The 24,640-nt window shown below is 61.8% G+C and carries 19 protein-coding genes and 1 tRNA gene; 4 read left to right on the top strand and 16 right to left on the bottom strand.

Features of this window, described 5'->3' with window-relative positions:
* Positions 1-37: 37 nt before the first annotated feature.
* On the top strand, positions 38-1,168 hold the full coding sequence (locus tag ACFSNN_RS01425) for a porin (RefSeq protein WP_134465530.1): 1,131 nt from the start codon (positions 38-40) through the stop codon (positions 1,166-1,168).
* Between the two features lie 139 nt (positions 1,169-1,307).
* On the opposite strand, the gene ACFSNN_RS01420 is transcribed toward ACFSNN_RS01425, so the two are convergent.
* The 9 genes from ACFSNN_RS01420 to ACFSNN_RS01380 all read right to left on the bottom strand — a co-directional run bounded on the left by ACFSNN_RS01420 (position 1,308) and on the right by ACFSNN_RS01380 (position 11,251).
* Complete coding sequence (locus tag ACFSNN_RS01420) at positions 1,308-2,441, bottom strand: porin (RefSeq protein ID WP_012428566.1); 1,134 nt, start codon at positions 2,439-2,441, stop codon at positions 1,308-1,310.
* A 944-nt stretch (positions 2,442-3,385) separates the two neighbouring features.
* Entirely contained in the window at positions 3,386-3,559 is a 174-nt protein-coding gene (locus ACFSNN_RS01415; RefSeq protein ID WP_166799332.1) for a hypothetical protein, read from the bottom strand.
* Between the two features lie 206 nt (positions 3,560-3,765).
* Entirely contained in the window at positions 3,766-3,969 is a 204-nt protein-coding gene (locus ACFSNN_RS01410) for a hypothetical protein (RefSeq protein WP_166799331.1), read from the bottom strand.
* Between the two features lie 414 nt (positions 3,970-4,383).
* Positions 4,384-4,471, bottom strand: a tRNA-Ile gene (locus ACFSNN_RS01405).
* Between the two features lie 153 nt (positions 4,472-4,624).
* Positions 4,625-7,030 (bottom strand): RNA polymerase sigma factor RpoD, encoded by a 2,406-nt coding sequence (gene rpoD, locus ACFSNN_RS01400; RefSeq protein ID WP_134462047.1) that lies wholly within the window; start codon positions 7,028-7,030, stop codon positions 4,625-4,627.
* Positions 7,031-7,121: 91 nt separating this feature from the next.
* Positions 7,122-8,990, bottom strand: a complete 1,869-nt coding sequence (gene dnaG / locus ACFSNN_RS01395) for a DNA primase (protein ID WP_134462044.1) — start codon at positions 8,988-8,990, stop codon at positions 7,122-7,124.
* An 81-nt stretch (positions 8,991-9,071) separates the two neighbouring features.
* Positions 9,072-9,518, bottom strand: coding sequence for a GatB/YqeY domain-containing protein (locus tag ACFSNN_RS01390; RefSeq protein WP_134462041.1), 447 nt, complete (start codon positions 9,516-9,518; stop codon positions 9,072-9,074).
* 234 nt (positions 9,519-9,752) lie between these two features.
* Positions 9,753-9,965, bottom strand: a complete 213-nt coding sequence (rpsU, locus tag ACFSNN_RS01385) for a 30S ribosomal protein S21 (protein ID WP_012428570.1) — start codon at positions 9,963-9,965, stop codon at positions 9,753-9,755.
* A gap of 68 nt (positions 9,966-10,033) precedes the next feature.
* Positions 10,034-11,251: a BaiN/RdsA family NAD(P)/FAD-dependent oxidoreductase gene (locus ACFSNN_RS01380; protein ID WP_134462038.1), complete on the bottom strand. Its 1,218-nt coding sequence runs from the start codon at positions 11,249-11,251 to the stop codon at positions 10,034-10,036.
* A 122-nt stretch (positions 11,252-11,373) separates the two neighbouring features.
* On the opposite strand from ACFSNN_RS01380, the gene tsaD reads away from it, so the two are divergent.
* On the top strand, positions 11,374-12,402 hold the full coding sequence (gene tsaD, locus ACFSNN_RS01375) for a tRNA (adenosine(37)-N6)-threonylcarbamoyltransferase complex transferase subunit TsaD (protein ID WP_116123866.1): 1,029 nt from the start codon (positions 11,374-11,376) through the stop codon (positions 12,400-12,402).
* Positions 12,403-12,480: 78 nt separating this feature from the next.
* Here tsaD and folE2 read toward each other — a convergent pair whose 3' ends face one another.
* The 4 genes from folE2 to ACFSNN_RS01355 all read right to left on the bottom strand — a co-directional run bounded on the left by folE2 (position 12,481) and on the right by ACFSNN_RS01355 (position 16,720).
* Positions 12,481-13,287 (bottom strand): GTP cyclohydrolase FolE2, encoded by an 807-nt coding sequence (gene folE2 / locus ACFSNN_RS01370; protein ID WP_134462035.1) that lies wholly within the window; start codon positions 13,285-13,287, stop codon positions 12,481-12,483.
* A gap of 253 nt (positions 13,288-13,540) precedes the next feature.
* On the bottom strand, positions 13,541-15,448 hold the full coding sequence (dxs, locus tag ACFSNN_RS01365; RefSeq protein WP_134462032.1) for a 1-deoxy-D-xylulose-5-phosphate synthase: 1,908 nt from the start codon (positions 15,446-15,448) through the stop codon (positions 13,541-13,543).
* A gap of 85 nt (positions 15,449-15,533) precedes the next feature.
* Positions 15,534-16,415 (bottom strand): polyprenyl synthetase family protein, encoded by an 882-nt coding sequence (locus tag ACFSNN_RS01360; protein ID WP_134462029.1) that lies wholly within the window; start codon positions 16,413-16,415, stop codon positions 15,534-15,536.
* Entirely contained in the window at positions 16,412-16,720 is a 309-nt protein-coding gene (locus ACFSNN_RS01355) for an exodeoxyribonuclease VII small subunit (RefSeq protein WP_134462026.1), read from the bottom strand. The genes ACFSNN_RS01360 and ACFSNN_RS01355 overlap by 4 nt, the downstream gene beginning before the upstream one ends.
* 286 nt (positions 16,721-17,006) lie before the next feature.
* Here ACFSNN_RS01355 and ACFSNN_RS01350 point away from each other — a divergent pair, with 286 nt between their 5' ends.
* Positions 17,007-18,113, top strand: a complete 1,107-nt coding sequence (locus ACFSNN_RS01350) for an aromatic ring-hydroxylating oxygenase subunit alpha (RefSeq protein WP_134462023.1) — start codon at positions 17,007-17,009, stop codon at positions 18,111-18,113.
* A 313-nt stretch (positions 18,114-18,426) separates the two neighbouring features.
* Positions 18,427-19,296, top strand: a complete 870-nt coding sequence (locus ACFSNN_RS01345) for a sulfurtransferase (RefSeq protein ID WP_134462021.1) — start codon at positions 18,427-18,429, stop codon at positions 19,294-19,296.
* 110 nt (positions 19,297-19,406) lie between these two features.
* Here ACFSNN_RS01345 and ACFSNN_RS01340 read toward each other — a convergent pair whose 3' ends face one another.
* From ACFSNN_RS01340 to polA, 3 genes are all read right to left on the bottom strand, one after another.
* The gene (locus ACFSNN_RS01340; protein WP_134462019.1) at positions 19,407-20,291 is read right to left on the bottom strand and encodes a dienelactone hydrolase family protein; all 885 of its coding nucleotides are present in this window, start codon (positions 20,289-20,291) and stop codon (positions 19,407-19,409) included.
* Between the two features lie 92 nt (positions 20,292-20,383).
* The gene (locus tag ACFSNN_RS01335; RefSeq protein WP_134462016.1) at positions 20,384-21,733 is read right to left on the bottom strand and encodes an NAD(P)/FAD-dependent oxidoreductase; all 1,350 of its coding nucleotides are present in this window, start codon (positions 21,731-21,733) and stop codon (positions 20,384-20,386) included.
* Positions 21,734-21,898: 165 nt separating this feature from the next.
* Positions 21,899-24,640, bottom strand: coding sequence for a DNA polymerase I (polA, locus tag ACFSNN_RS01330; protein ID WP_134462013.1), 2,742 nt, complete (start codon positions 24,638-24,640; stop codon positions 21,899-21,901).

Here is a 24,640-nt window from a genome sequence, read left to right as displayed (position 1 = left end):
AAACCATAACCATCTAGCAGATATTCCAATGAGACAAATGAGACTGCTCAAGACCGCTGCCATCGTGAGTGGCGCCACCCTCGCGATGACCCCCCAACACGCCTCGGCACAGAGCTCGATCACGCTGTACGGCGTCGCCGACGTGAGCGTGCGCTATCTGACCAACTCCAACGCCAAAAACGATGGCCGTCTGTTCATGACGAACGGTGCGATCACCAATAGCCGCTGGGGTCTGCGCGGCTCGGAAGATCTGGGCGGCGGACTGAAGGCGATCTTCGATCTGGAAAGCGGCATCAATCTGCAGGACGGGTCCGCCTCGGACAGCCAGCGGCTCTTCAACCGCAATGCGTACGTGGGCCTGAGCGGCCAATACGGCACGCTAACGCTGGGCCGTCAGAAGACGCCGTTGTTCGATCTGCTCGGCGACACCTACGACCCGCTCACGGTCGGCAACTACTTCGAGAATTCATGGTTGCCGGGCGCGCTCGGCGCGGGGCTTTACGCGGACAACGCCGTAAAATACACCGGCACGTATAAAGGCCTGACCATGGCCGCGATGTACTCGTTCGGTACCAACTCCGAATCGACCGGCGCGGGCGGTTTCTCCGGCCAGGTGCCGGGCCATCTCGGCGCGGGCACGATGTACGGTTTCACGCTGTCGTATGTGGCCGGCCCGTTGAGCGTCGCGGGCGGCGTGCAGCAGAACAGCGACAACAGCAATCACAAACAGACTATCTTCAACGCAAACGCGGTCTATGCGTTCAGCACGGCGAAGGTGTACGTCGGCTATCTGCATTCGAAAGACGACACCGGTTTCGTCGACAGCGCGCTGGCGCAGCAAACGCTCGTGCCTGGCGTCGATATCCTGAAGGGCTCGGGCCGCGTCGACAACGGTCCGTTCGCCGGCATCACGTGGCAGGCCACACCCGCGCTCACGTTGACGGGCGCGGCGTACTACGACCACATGTCCAACGCGGCGATCGGTAACGGACAAGTAAGCAGCGGCAATCGCTATACCTTGGTGGCGTTAGCTGAGTACGCCTTGTCCAAGCGCACCGAGGTGTACGGTACGGTCGATTTCGACAAGGTATCGGGTGCGGCCTCGGTCGAATTGCCGGGCAAGAACAACCAGACCGGCGTTGCACTCGGTCTGCGTACGATTTTCTGAATCAGGCAGGGCCGCCTGTGCCCTGCAAGCCGCGCGGCATCCGGCATTCTCGCCAGGTGCCCGCCATCGAATCGCGCGCGCATAAAAAAAGGTGCCGCGCACGGCACCTTTTCGTACAACGACCAGCTTCTGCTGAAGCTTAGAAGCGGTGACGCAGACCGACCGTAGCAGCCGTCTGGTTCTTCGACGACGACGGCAGTTGCGTGTTGTCGCCGCTGTAGATCGAAGCGACACCGCCGTCGCCCATTGCGTGCTGGTACACGGCTTGAGCGTAGACGTCCGTACGACGCGACAGCGAGTAGTCAGCCTGCACGCCGATCTGGTGGTAGCGCACCGACTCCGAACCACCGTTCGCGCCAACGCCGTAGCCCTTGCCGTCCGTGAACGTGTAAGCCACGCCCAGGCCGAGAGCCGGGGTCAGGTTGTACTTGCCGTTGACTTCGTAGTTGTTAGCGCGCAGCGATTGCTGCCCGCCCACGAAGTTGTCCGAACGCGATTGAGTCCATGCCAGACCGACGGTTGCCGGGCCGAATGCGTACGAACCAGCAACGCCGAATTCACGTTGACGGAAGTTGCCGACGTTGCCGGCCAGTGCGTTGACGTACGAACCGTCCGAAGCACCCGTGTTGCCTGCGCCCGGGTTGTTTTGCTGGGCGTAAGCAGCACCCAGGTGCAGACCTTGCCACTGGTATGCAGCACCGACGCTGTATTCGCGGTTGTTTGCGAATGCGCCAGCCTGGTTCGAGAAACCGTACGTGCCGCCGAACGTGAAGCCAGCGTAGTTAGCGCTCGAGTACTTGACCGAGTTGTTGACTGCGTAGCCGCCGTTCGTGTTCAGGTTGTCGTTGTTGAACGGGTGCGCGAAGTACGTACCGCCCCAGCTGCCCGTTGCGGTCAGCGGTGCCAGGTAGTCTTGAGCTGCGTCATATTGACGACCCAGCGTGACCGTACCGAATTGCGCGCTCGACAGACCGACGAACGCTTGACGGTTGAACATGCCGTTGTTGTTAGCGAACTTGCCGTTGTTGATGTTGAAGCCGCTTTCCAACGTGAAGATAGCCTTCAGACCGCCGCCCAGATCTTCCGAACCGCGCAGACCGAACATGCTTTGGTTGATGCCGCCGCTACCGGCTGCCCACTTTGCGTTGTGATTGACGTTGCTGGTGTACGTCAGGCCCGCGTCCAGCAGACCATACAGAGTCACGCTGCTTTGTGCGTGAGCGACGGAGGCGAACGATGCGGCAACCGCAACGACGATGAGACTCTTTTTCATGCGTGGGACTCCTGTTCGATAAATTTACGCGGGGAGCGGGACCTGCCTCGGCAGCGTGTGCATCGCACCTGTTGCCGCCCTTCAACCGACCCGTTCCGGATCGTCGGGCACCCTTGAAACGAAGCGTGAGTGTAGGGGGACGCCCTGGTAGCGAGGTCGGCAATTCACGCAACAGGATTTTTCGTAAACAGCAACAATCCAATGGCCGCAGGCATTAAGTCTTTGTTTTCCCGATGTTTATGACTAAATCAGGCGGATGTCGCACCTGCCGTGGCCATAAGTAATTTGCAACTTCTCAATATATTCAGTTGTGCGCATGCAACAGCGTTTTAATAATCGTGACGTAATCGGGTCGGAGCAATTAAGAAATCAGAGGCGTGTGATTGCCTGGAAACGAGGCAATTGGCCGCATGCATCCGGCCGCTGTAAATTTATTTTTGAAAACTGGGAACTTTATTGAATTGATGCAGTCGCTTCATTCGATTCGAATTAGCCCATGTTAATTGGCTTTGACCATTAACTTTCTTTTTGCGAAGGCAATTGAATTTGACGGTATGTTTTTATTCTGGCGCTAGGCAGTCGAGCAGTTCGATAGCGCTGAAATCCGCGCGCGGCCGATGCGCCGCGTTTGTCTGCTGTCGCGCGACAGGTGACGGAATACAGCCCAGCAGAAGTGCTCGTAGCAACGCCCGCGTCTCATTTGGTCTGCAAGGGCCCGTAAGCGGGTCCGAAACCACTGAGACGTTTTCACAAAGCCCGTGCGTCGAAGGGAAAGCCTTCAGCACGGGCATTGCCCGGAGGTGTAATGCGGCGCCGACCGCCGCGTGACAAGAACCCGTGCTGAAAGCGGATGGCAAACATCGAACAGCCTTCCACTTTCATTAAACGGCACGAGCGTGCCATTCTTTTACACGGAGTTTCCCTAATTCCCCACAACCACGGCCTTATATCTTGTCTTGCGACCGACGCAGCGCGTCCTCGTCCTCGGGTGAAGCGCCAGGCGCGAGCGGATCGGTTTCGGGCGGCTCGCCCGGCAATGGACGCGGTTGCTCGCCGGGTTCATCGAGTGGCTGGTTGGCGGGATCGGCGACGGGGTCGATGGTGGGATCGGTTTGCATAATGAGCATCCTGAGAATGGGAATGTCTCCCAACACTCAGCGCGCAACGGCTATTCCCGAAAGCCCGGCGCTACGGTGGACCTGCGGGGCCTTCGCGTGACGATCCCGATCGATTGATGTCCGGCTGCAGAAATTGCCTCGACGAGCGGCGAAACTTTCAACGCCCAAATCGCACGACTGCGCACGCTGCTCCGTGTCACAGACTATTAGCGATCAAGCCTCGAGCGCGGAATCTCAGCGGCCGGTCCGGTCAGGAACGGCTCCAGCCCGAACAGCCACGCAAAGCAGAACGTGACGCGCGACAACGCGCTAACCTGCGGTTGCGGCACGCCTGCGCGTTCGATTTCCGGCGAAGTAGGCAACAAGGTTTGAGTCTGGACAAACTCATCAGCGGTGTGGTCAGGTCGCATGGTCGTTCTCGTTATTGATATGGTTTGGAAGCCGTCCTTACGCAAACGACGTGCCACTCCCACCGAGCGGACTTCGGGCCGCCTTGTACTCAGGTTAGCGCTGCCATCGCGACAGAGTCTGTGCGTCAGAGCGCCAAACGGAAACCAACAAATGACAAGACGAAACTCTGACGGAGTTTGCGCCGACGAACGCAAAAGGAAATGACGATTTTTCCTCAGCGTGAAATGTGTTGCTTAACACGCGTCTGAATGCCGCCCAAATGACGACGAACAACTTTTATCCAACTGGATAGAAGTCCGCGGCGCGTAGCTTAATAACAGAACGGAAGTGACTTATTGCCGCACGCCAAACCCGCTTCACGCCACACAAACAAAAAGGGTTCCGACATTATCGGAACCCTTTCTTTGCATCGATGGTGGGCCGGGTCGGATTCGAACCGACGGTGTCCTTTCGGAGGCGGATTATGAGTCCGCTGCCTGCAACCAGCACGGCGTCCGGCCCAAGAAAAAAGACCCGGTCGTGAAGGCCGGGCCTATTCGTTGATTGGCCGACATACTACACGAAAAAGAGGCCTTCGCAACCGCTTCGCTACGGCGAAACAACCGCGAGGCCCCTTCAAACCGCGACATCATTTGCAACCAACGCCGGCTTCGATCAATTCCCTTCCAGGAACGACTTCAGCTTGTCCGAACGGCTCGGGTGGCGCAGCTTGCGCAGCGCCTTCGCTTCGATCTGACGGATCCGTTCACGCGTCACGTCGAACTGCTTGCCGACTTCTTCGAGCGTGTGATCGGTGCTCATCTCGATACCGAAACGCATGCGCAGCACCTTCGCTTCGCGCGGCGTCAGCGAGTCGAGCACGTCCTTCACGACATCGCGCATGCTGGCATGCAAAGCCGCGTCGGCCGGCGCAACCGTGTTGTTGTCTTCGATGAAATCGCCCAGATGCGAATCGTCGTCGTCGCCGATCGGCGTTTCCATCGAGATCGGCTCCTTCGCGATCTTCATGATCTTGCGGATCTTGTCTTCCGGCATTTCCATCTTCTCGGCCAGCGTTGCCGGATCCGGCTCGAGACCGGTTTCCTGCAGAATCTGACGCGAGATGCGGTTCATCTTGTTGATCGTTTCGATCATGTGAACCGGAATCCGGATCGTACGTGCCTGGTCGGCGATCGAACGCGTAATGGCCTGCCGGATCCACCACGTTGCATACGTGGAGAACTTGTAGCCGCGACGGTATTCGAACTTGTCCACCGCCTTCATCAGGCCGATGTTGCCTTCCTGAATCAGGTCGAGGAACTGCAGACCACGGTTCGTGTACTTCTTCGCGATCGAGATCACGAGACGCAAGTTCGCCTCGGTCATTTCGCGCTTCGCCTGACGCGCCTTCAGTTCGCCCGCCGCCATCTGACGGTTGGTTTCCTTCAGGTCCTTCAGCGGCAACACGACCCGCGCCTGCAGATCCAGCAGACGTTGCTGCTGTTCGCGAATAGCCGGAATGTTCCGCGTGAGGATCGCGCTATAAGCATGACCTTCACCGACGATCTTGTCGGCCCACTCGAGATCCGTTTCGCTGCCCGGGAAACGCGCGATGAATTCCGCACGCGGCATGCCACACTTGTCGACCACCGTGTGCAGAATCTGACGTTCGACCTGACGCACTTCGTCCACCTGCGCGCGCAGCGTGTCGCACAGACGCTCGACGGTGCGCGCGGTGAAGCGGATCGTCATGAGCTCGTTCTGGATCGTTTCCTGTGCCTTCAGATACGACTTGGACTTGTAGCCTTCCTTCTCGAACGCGCGACGCATCTTGTCGAACCATTCGCTGATCATCGCGAATTTTTCGAGCGAGGCACGCTTGAGCGCTTCCATCTGCGCTGCGTTGGCCGTGGCTTGCGCCGTGCCGTCGTCTTCTTCCTCGTCGTCGGACTCTTCTTCTTCGACTTCCTCGTCTTCGCTCTCGATCGCTTCCGCTTCTTGCGCGGAGAAACCGTCCGCGTCTTCCGCGTTGGCGTCGATCAGGCCGTCGACCAGTTCGTCGATGCGAATTTCCTCATTCGCGACGCGCTCCGCCATCGCCAGGATGTCGGCGATCGTGGTCGGGCATGCGGAGATGGCCATCACCATGTGCTTCAGGCCGTCTTCGATCCGTTTGGCGATTTCGATTTCGCCTTCGCGCGTGAGCAGCTCGACCGTGCCCATTTCACGCATGTACATGCGGACCGGGTCCGTAGTGCGGCCGAATTCCGAGTCGACGGTGGACAGCGCGACTTCCGCTTCCTCTTCCACTTCGTCGTCGGACGAAGCCGCCGGCGCGTTGTCGTTCAGCAGCAGCGTTTCAGCGTCCGGGGCCTGCTCGTACACCGCCACGCCCATGTCGTTGAACGTGCTGATGATGCCTTCGATCGCCTCGGTCTCGGTGAAGTTGTCCGGCAGGTGGTCGTTGATCTCAGCGTACGTGAGGAAGCCGCGCTCCTTGCCGAGCTTGATCAGCGCGCGCAGTTTGGAGCGGCGCTCCTCGAGTTCCTCGACCGTGCCCGGCTGTGACGACGCGAAAGCGTCTTTCAGCAGCGCTTTTTCCTTTGCACGACGGTCGCGAGCCTTGGCCTTTTCCACCTTGGCCGGAGCAGCAGCCGCGGGGTTTTCTTCGCTTTGGGTTGCGTCGTCATCGACGGGTACTTCGTTCAGCTTTTTCGTCATGGAGTTCGCCGTACCGGCTGTAGTCTCGACTCGCGGCTGGTGGACGCCAGCCGGTTGAACCGTGGATACTGGAACCTCGCGCACTGCCGCATCGTCCTGCGCGGCAGCCGCTTCCCTTGCGCTTCTGACACCCGACCCCTCTGTGGCCGGTACTGCTACAACTTTCGCCGCCCTGACCGGCTCCGCTCGCGCAGCCGAAGTGGTCGAGGACTTCTTCGCGGCAACCGGTGCAACACTGACCGCAGACGCTTTTCTGACAGAAGAAACTAACCTGGCTTCGGTGACCTTTCTGGTCGGCTCCTTGGAGCTCGTGCCTGCCGTTTTCTTTCCGCCCGTTGTTCCGCCCGCAGTCTTTGCCATCGCATCGCCTTTTCGCCTTTGCTAGGAAAACCCTTGAAAAACAATCCGCTGGAAACCTTTTATTATAGCACCGAGGGTCTCCGCGCTCCGCCTACAGCCCGAGCTGGCGCTTCATATCAGCCCGCTTCCGATTGAGCTCCGAGAGCTCCGCAAACTCCTCCGGCGTGTGCCGGGATTGCCGCGAAAGCTGCTCGAGACGATCGCAGTAAGCGTCGTACCGCATCTTCAGGATCGCCGCCTTCAGCTCCTCTCCGACGATCCGTTCCTGCTCGCGCCGCTCCTCGATGACGGTCGCATCTTCCGGGTCCTTCAGCAGCAAATCCCGGACGTTTTCATCATAGTCTAGAATTTTGCGAAAGATTTCCTCGAAAGTTGGGGCGTTCGCGCCGTTTCGCAATAGGTCGGACAACAGTTGAAACTCCGCCGAATCGCCCAGCGCACGCGCGTGCGTCGTCACTTCCTCGAACAGTTCACCGTGCCGCGTGACCGTGAGCAACGCCTGTTCAGCCTCTTCATCCAGCACGCCCACGGTGCGCGGATACATCACCAGATTGCGCAGCGTTTTTTCCTCGATTCCCGTCACACTGCGCCGGTCTTTGCGGGCCGGTGCGGCGCGGGCCGCCGCCGCGATCCGGGAATCGACCTCGCACAGCGCGGCGACCTCGTCGAAGGGCACATCGAGCCGGTCGGCGAACATATGCATGATCTGCGCGCGCAGAGCATTGGCCGGCAGTGCCTGCAGCAGCGGTTTGGCGTCGAACAGCGCGCGGGCGCGGCCTTCCGGCTGATCCAGCTCCTTGCCGGTCAGCACCTCGTTCAGCATGAACTGCGACAGCGGCATGGCTCGCTCGACCTGCTCGGCAAAGGCCTCGGTGCCGTATTCACGCACGTAGCTGTCCGGATCGTGCTCGGACGGCAAAAACAGGAACCGGATGGTCCGGTTGTCCGCCGCGTGCGGCAAACAGGCATCCAGCGCCCGGCGAGCGGCGCGCCGGCCGGCCGAATCGCCGTCGAAACTGAAGATGACCGTGTCGGTCTGGCGCATCAGCTTCTGGACATGAATCGGTGTGCAAGCCGTGCCGAGCGTGGCGACCGCGTTCTGGAACCCCAATTGGGCCAGCGCGACCACGTCCATGTAGCCTTCTACGACCAGCACGTAGTGTTGTTCGCGGATCGCCAGACGCGCCTCGAACAGCCCATACAGCTCGCTGCCCTTGTTAAATAAAGGCGTTTCGGGCGAATTCAAATATTTGGGCTCGCCGCTGTCCAGCACGCGTCCGCCGAAGCCGATCACCTGCCCCTTCACATTGCGAATCGGGAACATGATCCGCTCGCGAAAGCGGTCGTACCGGCGGTTCTGGCCCTGAGCGTCGGACTTTTCGCTGACGATCACCAAACCCGATTCGACCAGCGCATCGTCGCGGTAGTTCGAAAAAGCCGGTTCGAGGTTCTGCCAGCCGTCCGGGGCATAGCCGAGTCCGAAACGGGCGGCGATCTCGCCGGTCAAGCCGCGCTTCTTCAGATACTGGATCGCGACCGGCGCGCTGCGCAGTTGCTTGCGGTAGAAGTCGCAGGCGGTCTGCATGACATCGGAAAGCGCGGTGGTAACCGCTTTGGATGCGGCCGGCGCATAGCCGCCGCCGGACCCGCCGCCATAGCCGGGCGACGGCTCGTTAGGCACGGTCAGCCCGACGGACTGCGCCAACTCGTTGACTGCCTCGGGAAACGAGGACCCGACGTGCTCCATCAGGAACCCGATCGCCGTACCGTGCGCGCCGCAACCGAAGCAGTGATAGAACTGCTTAGTCGGACTAACCGTAAACGATGGGCTTTTCTCGTTGTGGAACGGGCACAGCCCCATGAAGTTCGCGCCGCCCTTTTTCAACTGCACATACCGGCCGACCACGTCGACGATATCGACGCGGTTGAGCAGGTCCTGCAGGAATGACGGTGGAATCACGGTAAATGACGCTGCCTTAAAAAAAGCCAACGCCGCGCACGCCGTCGAAAAACAGCATGCACGACGCGAAAATACGGAAATTTACTTCGCGAGCGCGGCTTTGACTTGCGCCGAAACAGCGGTCATGTCGGCGCGGCCGGCCAGCTTCGGCTTGAGCACGCCCATCACCTTACCCATGTCCTGCGGTCCGGCTGCACCGGTTTGCGCCACCGCGGCCTGGACTTCGGCAACCATCTCCGCCTCGGACATCTGCTCCGGCATATAGGCAGACAAGATCGCCAGCTCGGCCTTTTCCTTGTCGGCCAGATCGGTGCGGCCGGCGGCTTCGAACTGGCTGATCGAATCCTTGCGCTGCTTGATCATCTTGTCGATGACAGCGGTGATCGCGGTGTCGTCGAGCGTGATGCGCTCGTCGACTTCGCGCTGCTTGATCGCGGCGAGCAGCAGGCGGACCGTGCCGAGGCGCTCGGTCTCACGTGCCCGCATGGCGGCCTTCATATCGTCGTTGATCCGGTCCTTGAGACTCATCACTCACCTGAATGCGTTGGAATTTGAAAAACCGGCCAGACTAACCACTCAACACGCGCATCAACACGAATACCCGCTTGGGACTGCTTCCTCAAGCGGGTTGACACACTGTGCGTGGTGGTTGCGACCCTGCCGGCTGGCCCGAAGGGCCGTGTTTTCCGTGATGGCACCTGTCGCGCCCTCACCGGTTGGATGTCGCCGCTCCGTTAGACGGGAACCGCGGCAACGCCAGAATCAGTAGAACTTCTTTGGCAGCATCTGGCTACGCAGACGCTTGAAATGACGCTTCACCGCAGACGCCTTCTTACGCTTGCGCTCGGTCGTAGGCTTTTCGTAAAACTCGCGAGCGCGAAGTTCCGTCAGCAAGCCGCTTTTCTCCATGGTGCGCTTGAACCGGCGCATGGCAACTTCAAACGGCTCGTTGTCTTTTACGCGGATGGTCGTCATTTTTCAATAACGGAACTTTGTAAAGGTTCAGGAGTATAGCAGAGCTTTCTCACAAAGCCAGAGCGCCGTCAAGCCCCTCTGGCATACTCCGCGGCCGCCTCGCCGGCCGCCACACCCGACGCCCACGCCCACTGAAAATTGTAGCCGCCCAGCCAGCCGGTTACGTCGACGGCTTCGCCGATGAAGTACAAGCCCGGCGCGCGCGCGCTCATCATCGTCGATGACGACAGGTCGCGCGTGTCGATGCCGCCGCGCGTCACTTCGGCTTTGCGATAGCCTTCCGTGCCGTTTGGCGTGAGCGTCCAGCGCGACAGCGCCTCGCCGACGCGGCGCAGGGTTTTGTCCGGCAGATCGGCCACGCGGGCATCGGCGGGAATCTGATGGGTTTCCAGCCAGATATGGGCGAGCCGCTGCGGGACCCATTCCGACAGCAGATTGGCGATCTGCCGCTTCGTGCCGGTCTTCGCTTCCAGCAAGTCGGTCGTGGCGTCCCGCTCCGGCAGCAAGTTGATGTGAATCGGCTCGCCGGGCTGCCAGTAGCTCGAAATCTGCAGCACCCCTGGGCCGGAAAGACCGCGGTGAGTGAGCAGCAGGTCTTCGTTGAATTCGGCACCGGTCTTTTTGTTGCCGGTCGCCAGTTGCACTTCCAGCGAGACGCCGGACAGCGCCGCGAACGGCTCCCAGTCTGCGGCTGCGAAAGTCAGGGGGACCAGCGCCGGGCGCGTGTCGATCAGCTTGTGACCGAACTGCTTGGCAAGCCGGTAGGCGAAATCGGTGGCGCCGATCTTCGGAATCGACAGCCCGCCGGTCGCGACCACGAGCGCGCGCGCAGTGATCGGCCCCGCCTGCGTACCCAGCGCGAAGCGCCCTTCCGGATCCTGGCGCACCTGCTCGACCGCAAGCGGCGTGCGCCACGCCACGCGGCCCACGTCGCACTCGTTCTTCAGCACATTGATGACCGCGTCGCTCGACTGGTCGCAAAAAAGCTGGCCTTTGTGCTTCTCGTGCCAAGTCACGTGATGACGCTTGAGGAGCGCCATGAAATCGCGCGGTGTATAGCGCGCGAGCGCGGAGCGGCAAAAATGCGGGTTGGCCGACAGGTAATTGGCCGGCCCGGCATACAGATTCGTGAAGTTGCAGCGACCGCCGCCGGAGATGCGGATCTTCTCCGCGAGACGCTGCGAGTGGTCGATCAGCACCACGCGACGGCCGAGCTGCCCGGCTACCGCCGCGCACATCATGCCGGCCGCGCCCGCGCCGATCACTGCTATATCGAAGGATTCCATGGGGCCGCATTGTACCCGCGCGTCGGCGGCGCCTTGCCCGCGCTGCTATACTTTCAGGCTTGCCTTCTCACTTTCGGGCGCCGGAGTTTTGTCGCTTCTGCGTCTGCTCAAAGCCCACCATCATGCTCGTTCTCGGCATCGAAAGCTCTTGCGACGAAACCGGTCTCGCGCTCTACGACACGGAGCGTGGCCTGCTCGCGCACGCGCTGCATTCGCAAATTGCGATGCATCGGGAGTACGGCGGCGTGGTGCCGGAACTGGCGTCGCGCGATCACATCCGGCGCGCGCTGCCGCTGCTCGAAGAGGTGATGGAACGCGCCGGCGCGGCCCGTAGCGACATCGACGCGATCGCCTACACGCAAGGCCCCGGTCTCGCGGGCGCGCTGCTGGTCGGCGCGAGCGTCGCCAACTCGCTCGCCATGGCGTGGGACAAGCCGACCATCGGCATTCATCACCTTGAAGGGCATTTGCTGTCGCCGCTGCTGGTCGATGAGCCGCCGCCGTTCCCCTTTGTCGCGCTACTGGTGTCCGGGGGCCACACGCAGTTGATGCGTGTCACGGACGTGGGCGTCTACGAGACGCTCGGCGAAACGCTGGACGATGCCGCCGGCGAAGCGTTCGACAAAACCGCCAAACTGCTCGGCCTCGGTTACCCAGGTGGCCCGGAAGTCTCGCGCATGGCCGAATTCGGCACGCCGGGCGCGGTGGTCCTGCCGCGTCCCATGCTGCATTCCGGCGACCTCGATTTCAGCTTCAGCGGCTTGAAAACCGCTGTCCTCACGCACGCCAAGAAGCTCGGCGGCTCGAATATCTGCGAACAGGCGAAAGCCGATCTGGCGCGCGGTTTCGTCGACGCCGCAGTCGACGTTCTGGCTGCGAAGTCGCTGGCCGCGCTCAAGAAGACCAAGCTCAACCGGTTGGTAGTCGCGGGCGGGGTCGGCGCAAACCGGCAGTTGCGCGAAGCGCTTTCCGCTGCCGCGAAGAAGCGCAATTTCTACGTGCACTACCCGGACCTGTCGCTGTGCACGGACAACGGCGCGATGATCGCGCTGGCCGGCGCGTTGCGACTGCAGCGCTGGCCGGATCAGTCCGGCAAGGACTACGCATTCACAGTGAAGCCGCGCTGGGATCTGACGTCCCTCGCACGCTGAGTCCTGGATTCGTTTGGCCGTAAAAAAAGCCGCTTTCAAAAGAAGCGGCTTTTTTGTTCGATTCAACTAAAGCGTGTGTCAAGCCACCCGCTTGTCCCGCTCGATCACCGCGTACGCGCTGTGATTGTGAATCGACTCGAAGTTCTCGGCTTCCAGCACGTAGGCGACGATCCGCTCATCCGCGTTCAAACGCTGCGCAACATCGCGCACCAGGTCTTCGACGAACTTCGGGTTTTCATAAGCGCGCTCGGTGACGAACTTCTCGTCCGGGCGCTTGAGCAAACCCCATAGTTCGCACGAGGCTTCTTCTTCGGCGATACGGATCAGTTCTTCCACGGCCACATCGCCTGCCAGTTCGGCGTTGATCGTGACGTGCGAGCGCTGGTTATGCGCGCCGTACTGCGAGATTTTCTTCGAACACGGGCACAGGCTCGTCACCGGCACCAGCACCTGCAGGAACAGACGCGTCGCACCGTTGCGAGTCTCGCCCGTCAGCGTGACTTCGTAGTCGAGCAGGCTTTGCACGCCGGACACCGGCGCGGTCTTGTTCACGAAGTACGGGAACGACACCTCGATGCGGCCGGCCTCGGCCTCGAGCTTTTCGAGCATCGCGGCGAGCATGATGCGGAACGTGGCCGGTTCCAGCGGCGCCTTGTTCTCTTCGAGCAACGCGACGAAACGCGACATGTGCGTGCCCTTCTGGTCAGCCGGCAGATGCACGTCGAGATTCCACGTACCGACCGTCGGCTGCACCTCGCCGCTTTGCGTGCGCACCGTCAGCGGATGGCGCACGGCCTTCACGCCGACCCGTTGAATCGGGATCTGACGGGTGTCCGGCGTGCTTTGTACATCGGGCATCACAAAGGCGGGATTCATCTGATTCATCTTCTTGTCCTTTCAGGAAACGCCGGACTGCCGCGAGTCTTTCGCCCGCGGAAAGCCCTTCAGCAGTCTGCTCGCGAGGGCTGTCGCGAAGCGACAGGCTTGGCGGCTCCCAGCGGTCGCGCGGATCAAGGCGCGCAATGGCGAACGCCGGCCCCGGCCGGCGTTGGATGATGGGCCCGAAGGCCCACCGATTCAAGTTGGAGATTGCTTGTGGCCGCCATGGCACGGCGGCCGCACCGCGAGCGGCGACGCTTTACGCGACGCGCTTCACCGACGACTGGCCGCCGACCGCGCCGCTCGCCAGGAAGCGCTCGCGGATCGACTTGGTGATACCCGCGGCGTCGAGACCGCACGCGGCGAGCAGCTTGGCCGGGTCCCCATGATCGATGAACCGATCGGGAAGGCCCAATTGTAGTACGGGTCGCATAACCCCACTTTCAAGCAGGGCTTCGACGCAAGCCGAACCTGCGCCGCCCATCACGCAGCCTTCTTCGATCGTGACGATGGCGTCGTGCGTTTCAGCGAGCTGACGGACCAGAGCGGCGTCGAGCGGCTTCACGAAGCGCATGTTGGCAACCGTCGCGTCCAGTTGCTCGGCGGCTGCCAGCGACGGCGCGACCATCGTGCCGAACGCCAGAATCGCAATACGCTTGCCGGCCGGCTGCGACGTTTCGCGACGAATCTCACCCTTGCCGAGCGGCAGCGCCGCCATCTGCTTCACGGTCGCGACACCCGTGCCGGCGCCACGCGGATAGCGCACCGCCGTCGGGTTCGGCTGCTGCAACGCCGTGTACAGCATCTGGCGGCATTCGTTTTCGTCCGACGCGGCCATCACCGTCATGTTCGGGATGCAGCGCAGGAACGCCAGGTCGTAAGCACCCGCGTGCGTGGCGCCGTCCGCGCCGACCAGACCCGCGCGGTCGATAGCGAACACCACCGGCAGGTTTTGCAGCGCGACGTCGTGAATCAGCTGATCGTAGGCGCGTTGCAGGAAGGTCGAGTAGATCGCGACCACCGGCTTCATGCCTTCCGCGGCCAGACCGCCGGCGAACGTCACCGCGTGTTGCTCGGCGATGCCGACGTCAAAGTAGCGGTCCGGGAAGCGCTTCTCGAACTCCACCATGCCCGAGCCTTCGCGCATGGCCGGCGTGATGCCGACCACGCGTGCGTCCAGCTCGGCCGCGTCGCACAGCCATTCGCCGAACACCTGCGTGTAGGTCTTCTTCGACGGCGTGGTGGCTGGCTTGATGCCTTCAGCCGGATTGAACTTGCCCGGACCGTGGTACAGCACCGGATCGGCTTCGGCCAGCTTGTAGCCTTGGCCTTTCTTGGTCACGACGTGCAGGAATTGCGGACCGCGCAGTTCCTTGATGTTCTGCAGCGTCGGGATCAGCGAATCGAGATCGTGACCGTCGATCGGCCCGATGTAGTTGAAGCCGAACTGTTCGAACAGCGTGGCCGGCACGATCATGCCCTTGGCGTGCTCTTCGAGCTTGCGGGCGAGATCGAGCATGGGCGGCGCGACGCGCAGCACGCGTTCGACACCGGCACGCGCGGCGGCATAGAAGCGGCCCGACATCAGACGCGCCAGATGGCGATTCAGCGCGCCGACCGGCGGCGAAATCGACATGTCGTTGTCGTTCAGGATGACCAGCAGCGGCACGTCGTCTTCCACGCCGGCGTTGTTCATCGCCTCGAACGCCATGCCGGCCGTCATTGCACCGTCGCCGATCACGGCGATGCCCGTGCGGTTCTCGCCCTGCAGCTTGCTCGCGATCGCCATGCCGAGCGCGGCGGAAATCGACGTGCTGGAGTGCGCCGTGCCGAACGTGTCGTATTCCGACTCGTCACGCTTGGGGAAACCCGAGATGCCTCCGAGTTGACGCAGCGTGTGCATCTGGTCGCGGCGGCCCGTCAGGATCTTGTGCGGATAGGTTTGGTGGCCGACGTCCCAGACGATCCGGTCGCGCGGCGTGTCGAACACATAGTGCAGAGCAATGGTCAACTCGACCGTGCCGAGGTTGGACGAAAGATGGCCGCCCGTCTGCGATACGCTGTCGAGCACGAAGGCACGCAACTCGTCGGCAAGCGGTTGCAATTGGCGGCGATCGAGGCGGCGCAAGGCTGCCGGGTCGTCAATGGTTTTCAGCAAGTCGTACATCGTCGTTCCATTGTAGGAAAACTTACGCGCCCGCACTTCATACATGCGCCTCATAACGAAGACGCGCGGCGGCGGGCTTTCGCGTTCAGCTAACCCGGTTCACCACCAGGTCGGCCAATTCGGCAAGACGCTGCGCGCGTGCGCCGAACGGCGCCAGCGCGGCGTGAGCGTCGCTGCGCAACTGCGCAGCGAGCGCGCGCGAAGCGTCGAGCCCAATAATCGACACGTAGGTCGGCTTGCCGTCCTTCGCGTCTTTACCCGCCGTTTTGCCGAGCGTCGCCGAATCGGTCGTGACGTCGAGAATATCGTCGACGACCTGAAACGCGAGGCCGACAGCGGCCGAATACGCGTCGAGCGAACGCATGGCGTCCGCATCTGGCGTTTCGCCCGCCAGCGCGCCCATGCGCACTGCCGCGCGCAGCAAGGCGCCGGTCTTCATGCGGTGCATGGTTTCCAGTTGCGTGCGTGTCAGCGTGTGGCCGACGCTCGCCAGATCGATGGCCTGCCCGCCGCACATGCCGATCGAGCCGCTCGCCAGCGCCAGTTCGCGCACCAGCGCGGCCTGCTGCGCCGGGGCCAGAACATCAGATGTCAGCGAAACGAACGCCTGCGATTGCAGCGCGTCGCCGACCAGCAATGCCGTCGCTTCGTCATATTTGACGTGTACGGTAGGCTTGCCGCGACGCAGCGCGTCGTCGTCCATGCACGGCATGTCGTCGTGGACGAGCGAGTACACATGGATCATCTCCAGCGCAGCCGACGCCGCGTCGAGGCACTCGGCGCGCGCGCCGGTCAGCTCGCCGGCCGCGTGGCACAACAGCGGGCGAACCCGCTTGCCGCCGCCCAGCACCGCGTAACGCATGGCTTCATGCAACGTGGCGGGCTCGGTTGCCGCGGTCGGCAGGTAATGTTCCAGTGCCGTTTCGACACGCTCCAATACCGAGCGCATCCATTGTTCGAATGTCATAGGTCGTCCCCGCTTTCAGTAGCGGCTGTGCCTGCGGTATTCATGGGCAGCGGCTTGAGCGTCTCGCCGTCGAGCACGCGCACCTGCTGCTCGACCTTCTCGAGCTGTTGCTGGCAGAACGCCACAAGGGCGGCGCCGCGCCGATAGGCGGTAAGCGACTCCTCGAGGCTCAGGTTGCCGCTTTCCATGCGGGCAACCAGCTCTTCCAGCTCCGCCTGGGCGGCCTCGTAATTCTCGGGCAGCGGCGTGCTGTCGACGCCTTCGGCTGGCGTGGCAGCAGTATCTTTCGACGCGGTCTTCGCCATGAATAGTCGCAAAATTAAAACAAGTCGGACATTCTACGGCAAAAGCGATATTTCCGAGCCGCCGCCGCCCTACGCCTCGCCTTCCCGCTGTGCGCCGTCCCAGCAGTCTCGCAGAAAAAAAACGATCGGTCTGCGGCGAAAACGTCGAACTTTCCCGAGAATTTTGACCCAAATCAGGCACTTAACGGCCCCAAACAAGGGGAAACAGGTATAATCGCGGGCTCCCTAAATCGAATCTATCGATGGTTGGGTTGTTCACTGCTTTCACGTCTTCACGGGAGTGGGAATGTCCAATCTGAGCAATGCATTGCAGTTGCGGTCTGTCCACAGCCAGCTGCCAGTCACGGCTTACTTTGACGAAGCGCTTCTTACGCGCGAAATCGAAACCCTTTTCAAGAAAGGTCCTCGTTACATCGGCCACGATCTCATGGTGCCCGAAGCGGGGAATTATTTTGCTTTGCCAAGCGAGAGCGAAGGGCGTGTGCTCGTCCGTAACCAGCAGTCGCAAGTCGAACTGCTGTCGAACGTGTGCCGCCACCGGCAAGCCATCATGCTCAACGGCCGCGGCCAGACGGAGAACATCGTCTGCCCCCTGCATCGCTGGACTTACGACCTGAACGGCCAGCTGCTCGGTGCGCCGCATTTTGCGGACAACCCCTGCCTGAATCTCGGCGCCACGTCGCTGCAGAACTGGCAAGGCCTGCTGTTCGAAGCGCAGGGGCGCGACGTCGCGCGTGATCTTGCGCGGCTCGGCACCAAGCAACACTTCGATTTTTCGGGCTTCATGTTCGATCACGTCGAAGTGCACGAGTGCAACTACAACTGGAAGACCTTTATCGAGGTCTATCTGGAGGACTATCACGTCGCGCCGTTCCATCCGGGCCTTGGCAGCTTCGTCAATTGCGACGAACTGACGTGGGAGTTCGGCGAGTGGTATAGCGTGCAGACGGTCGGCGTGCACAAGGATCTGGAGCAGCCGGGCAGCCCCACGTACCGCAAGTGGCACGACGCAGTGCTGCGTTTTCGCGGCGGCAATCCGCCCGAATTCGGCGCGATCTGGATGGTGTACTACCCGGGCATCATGATCGAGTGGTATCCGCACGTACTTGTGGTGTCGTGGCTGATTCCGCGTGGTCCGCAGAAAACCACCAACGTGGTGGAGTTCTATTACCCTGAGGAAATCGCGCTGTTCGAGCGTGAGTTCGTCGAAGCCGAGCGCGCCGCCTACATGGAAACGGCCCGCGAAGACGACGAGATCGCCGAACGCATGGACGCCGGCCGCCGCGCGCTGATGAATCGCGGCGAATCGCAGGTCGGCCCGTATCAGAGCCCGATGGAAGACGGCATGCAGCACTTCCACGAATTCTTGCGGCGCGAACTCGGTACGATCTGATCGGCGCTGAATCAAATTCACCAGATTCTTCTGGCCGCAATCAACGCATGGAAAGACGGGCTTCGGCCCGTCTTTTTTTGTTTAGACTAACGACATAGCTCGGCCAGCCATTGGTGGCAGCAATTTGCTCCAACGGAGCCGCCATCGCCCGCATCGAGCTTTACATGGGACGCGAGTTAGCGCTAAACCGCTAACTTGGGTCGACCGCTTTGCATGGGACCCAAGTAAGCGCTAAAGCGCTAACTTGGGTCGACCGCTTTGCATGGGACCCAAGTAAGCGCTAAAGCGCTAACTTGGGTCGACAGGAGACGTCATGCCGCACACTCACTACACCACTCTGATTTCCGCGACCAATCTCGCGGAACGGCTTGCCGCCGCGCCGGGCAGCGTGTTCGTCATCGATTGCCGATTCGATCTGGCCGACACGGAGGCAGGCGAAAAAGCCTATCTGGCCGGTCATCTGCCGGGCGCGCACTACCTGCATCTGGACCGCGATCTGTCGGGACCGAAGAACGGTCAAAACGGCCGCCATCCGCTGCCGGATCGTGCGCGGCTGGTGGAGACGCTGGAGTCGCGCGGCCTGAAGCAGGGCCAGCAAGTCGTCGCCTATGACGCGCAAGGCGGCATGTACGCCGCCCGCGCATGGTGGCTGCTGCGCTGGCTCGGTCACGACGCGGTCGCGCTGCTCGACGGCGGACTGCAGGCGTGGGAAGCCAGTGGCCAACCGCTGACGCAGGACGCGCCGGCCCAGAACACGGGCGACTTCAAGGCAGGCGCGCCGCTGTCCGTTACAGTCGATGCGCAAACGGTCGAGCGCAATCTGGGCTCGAAAGAGCGCGTGGTGGTCGACGCGCGCGCGGCCGACCGTTATCGCGGCGAGAACGAGACACTGGACCGTGTCGGCGGCCACATTCCGGGCGCACTCAATCGCTTTTTTAAAGACAACCTCACCGCCGACGGCCGCTTCAAGCCGGCTCATACGTTGCGCGAGGAATACCACGCACTGCTTGCCGACACGCCGCCGGAGCACGTGGTCCTGCAATGCGGCTCGGGCGTGACGGCATGCGTGAATGCCCTGGCGATGGAAGTCGCCGGCCTGCACGGCGCAGCGTTGTACGCAGGCTCCTGGAGCGAGTGGAGTTCGGATCCAAAACGGCCTATTGCAACGGGTGCGAATCCTTGAGCGCCGCAGCGAAAACCACAGCACGCCATTAGCAAAAAAGGCCGTTGCCGCCCGAAAGCGGCAATGGCCTTTTTATCGCAAGCGAGGAAGCGCGGGCCCGCCGCTGGTCCTCAGGTCGCAAGCTCAGCCACCCCATGCTGTTTGAACCACGCCAGCGCACGGCGCCAGCCGTCTTCCGCGTCGGCCTTCTTGTAACTCGGCCGGTAGTCCGCAAAAAACGCGTGACCCGCATCGTGATACACGACGAATTGTGAACCTCGCCCCGCTTGCGGACCTTGCGCGATAGCCTGCTTCATCTGTTCGAGCGAGCCCTGCGGGATGCTCTGATCCTGCAATCCGTATAGTCCCAGCATCGGCGCATGAAGCTGCGCCACCTGATCAAGCGGATTTGCCGGCATCATCGCGTTCTTTACGCCTGTTACCCGCCCATACCAGGCCACCCCCGCCTTTAGCCCCGGGTTATGTTCGGCGTACAGCCACGCCATCCGCCCGCCCCAGCAGAACCCGTTCACTCCCAGCCGTTTCAGATCTCCGCCATGCTCGCCAGCCCAGGCAGCGGTCGCGTCGAGATCGTTCATCACCTGTTCGTCCGGCACTTTGCTGACCAGTTGCTCGCTGAGTTGCTGCATGCTCGTATAAACGGTCGGATCGCCCTGCCGTTCATACAGATTCGGTGCGATCGCGAGATAGCCCTCTTTGGCGAAACGCCGGCACACGTCAGCGATATGTTCGTGCACGCCGAAAATCTCGTGCACGACGATGATCACCGGCAAGTGCGTCTTGCCTTTCGGCTGCGCGCGATAGGCCGGCACCAGCGTGTCGCCGGAGCGTACCGCTACTTCGCCGGCTTCGAGGCCGTCGCTATCGGTATGAATGGTTTGCGCCGAGACGGGCAGCACAGCGGCGGCGAATCCCGTGCCGAGCGCGGCCTTGATGAAGGTACGCCGGTCGAAGGGGACGTGCGGGACCAGGCTGTCGATGTCGGGTTTCAGCATGCGGCGCTCCTCGGTTGAACGTTGGAGGCAACAGGATACGCCCGACACGCATCCTGTTGCAGATGCAACGTTTCCGGGCGCTGCCCGGCGCCTCAGTGCAGCTTGACCCGCGGTAGCGTGGTACGGCGCAACCAGTGAGCAAACGTATCGAGCACCATCCGCGCGTAGCCGTGCAGCGCGGCGATATGCAGCCGGTACAGCGACATGTACATGAAGCGCGCGAACAGCCCTTCGATCAGCATGTTGCCGCCAATCACCCCGCCCATCAAATTGCCAACCGCGCTGAAATGCCCGAGCGACACCAGCGACCCGAAGTCGCGATAGGTAAACTCCGGCAGCGGCTTGTTTTCGAGCCGCGCCGCCAGCGCCTTCATCAGGAAGCTCGCCTGCTGGTGAGCCGCCTGCGCGCGCGGCGGCACGTTGCGCTCGTTGCCCGGCCACGGGCACGCCGCGCAATCGCCGAGCGCGAAGACGTTATCGTCGGTTTCGGTTTGCAGCGTGCGGCGCACGATGAGCTGGCCCAGCCGATTGACAGGCAGGCCGTCGAGCTCGCTCAAAATTGCCGGCGCCTTGATGCCGGCCGCCCACACGGTCAGATCGGCGCGCACGGTTTTGCCGCTGGCGGTGCGGATCATGCCGGGCGCGACTTCAGCCACGGTTTCGCCGATCATCAGCTTCACGCCGAGCTTGGTGAGCAGCTCGGCCGTGGCGGTCGAAACGCGCTCCTGCAAAGCCGGCAAAATTCGCGGCCCCGCTTCGATCAGCACGATGCCGACGTCATGCCGCGGATCGAGCTTGTGCAGACCGTAGGCGGACAGCACCTGCGCCGTGTTGCGCAATTCCGCCGACAGTTCCACGCCCGTCGCGCCGCCGCCGACAATCGCCACCTGAATGCGCGGCTCGCCGGGCGCGCCGGCGTCCGGCGCTGCCTCGACGGGTTCATGCACCTGATGCTCAGCGCGCATGCAAGCCGCAATCAGACGTTTGCGAAAACGTTCAGCCTGGCTCACGGTGTCGAGTGCGAGGGAAAATTCAGGCGCGCCTTTAACACCGAAGAAGGCGGTCGTGCTGCCGATCGCGATGATCAGCGTGTCGTATTCGAGCTGGCGTTCGGGCAGCAGCTCGGCGCCGTCGTCGTCGAGCACGGTGCCGAGCGTGAGGCGCTTATTCGCGCGGTCCAGCCCCGTCAGGTCGCCCTGCTGAAATTCGAAGCCGTGCCAACGCGCTTGCGCCGCATACTCGAGCTCCTGCGTGAACGGATCCATGCTGCCCGCCGCCACTTCATGCAGCAGCGGCTTCCAGATATGAGTGGGGTTGCGGTCGACGAGCGTGACCTGCGCCTGTACACCGCCCTTGTTCTTGTGGGGTGCATAGCGATCGCCCAAACGCGTCGCCAGCTCCAATCCCCCCGCGCCTCCGCCAACGACGATAAAACGATGCATGGAACTCTCCGTATTTGCCGATGGGTTATGCGTCGTGCGGCGCCCATGCAATTTCACATGAGCGCCGTCTTGCAGCGATTGTCCGCGAGCAGCACGGGTTGTCACAAGCCATCAATACGCATATGTGACATGCGCACGACGATATCGCGTTCCGTCACACGCACGTCAATGGGCTTCTTCCCAGTTCAGGCCGGCGCCCACTTCGGCGACCAGCGGCACTTTCAGGTCGGCGACACCGCACATCAACTCGGGCAAGCGCTTGCGGACGTCGGACAATTCCGCGTCCGGTACTTCGAGGATCAATTCATCATGCACTTGCATGATCATGCGCGTGCCTATCTTCGACTCTTCGATCCAGTTCTGCACCGCGATCATGGAGAGCTTGATCAGATCGGCGGCCGTGCCTTGCATCGGCGCGTTGATCGCGGCGCGCTCGGCAGCTTGACGACGCGGACCATTGCCGCCGTTGATCTCCGGCAGCCAAAGGCGGCGGCCGAACACCGTCTCGACGTAACCCCTGGCCTTCGCGCTCACGCGTGTTTCGTCCATATACCGCGCCACGCCCGGATAACGCGCGAAATAGCGGTCGATATAGAGCTTGGCTGCGTCGCGCGTGATGCCGAGGTTCGCGGCGAGACCGAACGAACTCATGCCGTAGATCAGGCCAAAATTAATCACTTTGGCCACGCGGCGTTGATCGTTCGACACTTCGAGCGGCGTCACGCTGAAAATCTCCGCTGCGGTGGCGCGGTGAATGTCTTCGCCCTGCGAGAATGCGCGCAGCAGCGACTCGTCGCCGGAAATGTGCGCCATGATGCGCAATTCGATCTGCGAATAATCCGCCGAGACCAGCTTGTGTCCGGGCGGTGCGATAAACGCTTCGCGAATACGGCGGCCTTCGCCGGTACGCACGGGAATGTTCTGCAGGTTCGGATCGTTCGACGCCAGACGCCCCGTGACCGCCACGGCCTGCGCATAGTTCGTATGCACGCGGCCCGTGGTGGCGTTGACCATGCGCGGCAGCTTGTCGGTGTAGGTGGACTTCAGCTTCGACAAGCCACGGTGTTCGAGCAGGATCTTCGGCAACGGATAGTCTTCGGCGAGCTTTTGCAGCACTTCTTCGTCAGTGGATGGCGCGCCGCTCGGCGTTTTCTTGACGACAGGCAACTCCAGCTTCTCGAAGAAGATCTGCCCGATCTGCTTCGGCGAACCCAGATTGAATTCGCCGCCGGCCAGCACATATGCTTCGCTTTCCAGCTGGATCAGACGCGTCGCGATCTCGCTGCTTTGCAGGCGCAGTTTCTCCGCGTCGATCAGCACGCCGGTGCGCTCCATCTTGCGCAGAACACGCGAGGTAGGCAGTTCGATCGCGCGATACACGTACTCAAGTGTCTTCTCCGCAGTCACTTGCGGATACAGCGCCTGGTGCAGCCGCAAGGTGATGTCGGCGTCTTCCGCCGCGTATTCGGCGGCCTTGTCCAACGCGACTTCGTCAAAGCCGATCTGCCCGGCGCCCTTGCCCGCGACCTCTTCGTACTTGATGGTCTTCACACCGAGATGGCGCAGCGCGAGGCTGTCCATATCATGCGTGCGATGCGATTCGACTACGTACGATTGCAGCAGCGTGTCGTGTTCGACACCGCGCATTTCAATGCCGTAGTTCGCCAGCACCTGCTCGTCGTACTTGAGATGCTGACCGACCTTCTTATGCTCCGCGCTTTCGAGCCACGGCTTGAGCCTGGCGAGAACTTCCTCGCGCGGCAATTGCACGGGGGCGTCCGGGCCGCGATGCGCGAGCGGCACGTACGCCGCGCGGCCGGCTTCCACCGACAACGACAGCCCCACGATCTGCGCGGTCATGGGATCGAGCGAGGTGGTTTCCGTATCGAACGAGGTGAGTTCAGCCGCGTTGATCTTCTCGAGCCACGCGTCGAATTGTTCCCACGTCTGCACGGTGTCGTAGTGCCGCTCGTGATCCACGGACAAAGCCGGCGGCACATCCGTTTCCGGGCCTTCCACGGCGTCCGCGATTTCCACTTCGCGCAGCCACGTCTTGAAGCCGTGGCGCGTGAACACCTCGCGCAACTCCTCGCGCGATTCCGGCCGGCTCTGCAGGCTTTCCTCGATCGACACGATATGGTCGGTCATGTCGCAGTTGCGCTCGACGGTGACGAGTTTCTTTGCCATGGGCAGAAAATCGAGCGCTCTGCGCAGATTGTCTCCTACCGCACCTTTGATTTCGTCCGCATGTGCGACGATGCCATCTAGCGAATCGAATTGCGTCAGCCATTTGATCGCTGTTTTCGGCCCGCATTTCTCGACGCCGGGCACGTTGTCGACGGTATCGCCGATCAACGACAGGTAGTCGATAATGCGTTCCGGCGGTACGCCGAACTTGGCGAGCACGCCGGCGCGGTCGAGCGTTTCGTTAGTCATCGTATTGATGAGGGTGACATGATCCGACACAAGCTGCGCCAGATCCTTGTCACCCGTCGACACGATCACATTCATGCCACGCTTTTCCGCTTGCGTGCTGAGAGTGCCGATGACGTCGTCGGCCTCGACGCCGTCTATCATCAGCAAGGGCCAGCCGAGCGCCCGCACGGCTACGTGAATCGGCTCGATCTGGCGCGAGAGGTCGTCAGGCATCGACGGGCGGTTCGCCTTATAGTCGGGATACCAGTCGTCGCGAAACGTTTTGCCCTTGGCGTCGAACACGCACGCGCTATACTCTGCTGTGACTTCCTTGCGCATGCGCCGCAGCATGTTGATCATCCCGTAGAGCGCTCCCGTCGGACCACCGTCGGGGCTGCGCAGATCCGGCATCGCATGGTAGGCCCGGTAAAGATAACTCGAACCGTCGACCAATAGCAGGGTCTTACCTTCAAGGCTTCGTTCTTCAGGCAT

Origin of the sequence: Paraburkholderia dipogonis (assembly GCF_042680985.1) — a bacterium.
In the GTDB taxonomy this organism is placed as follows: Bacteria; Pseudomonadota; Gammaproteobacteria; order Burkholderiales; family Burkholderiaceae; genus Paraburkholderia; species Paraburkholderia phytofirmans.
This window is presented reverse-complemented; position numbering and strand designations above follow the sequence as displayed.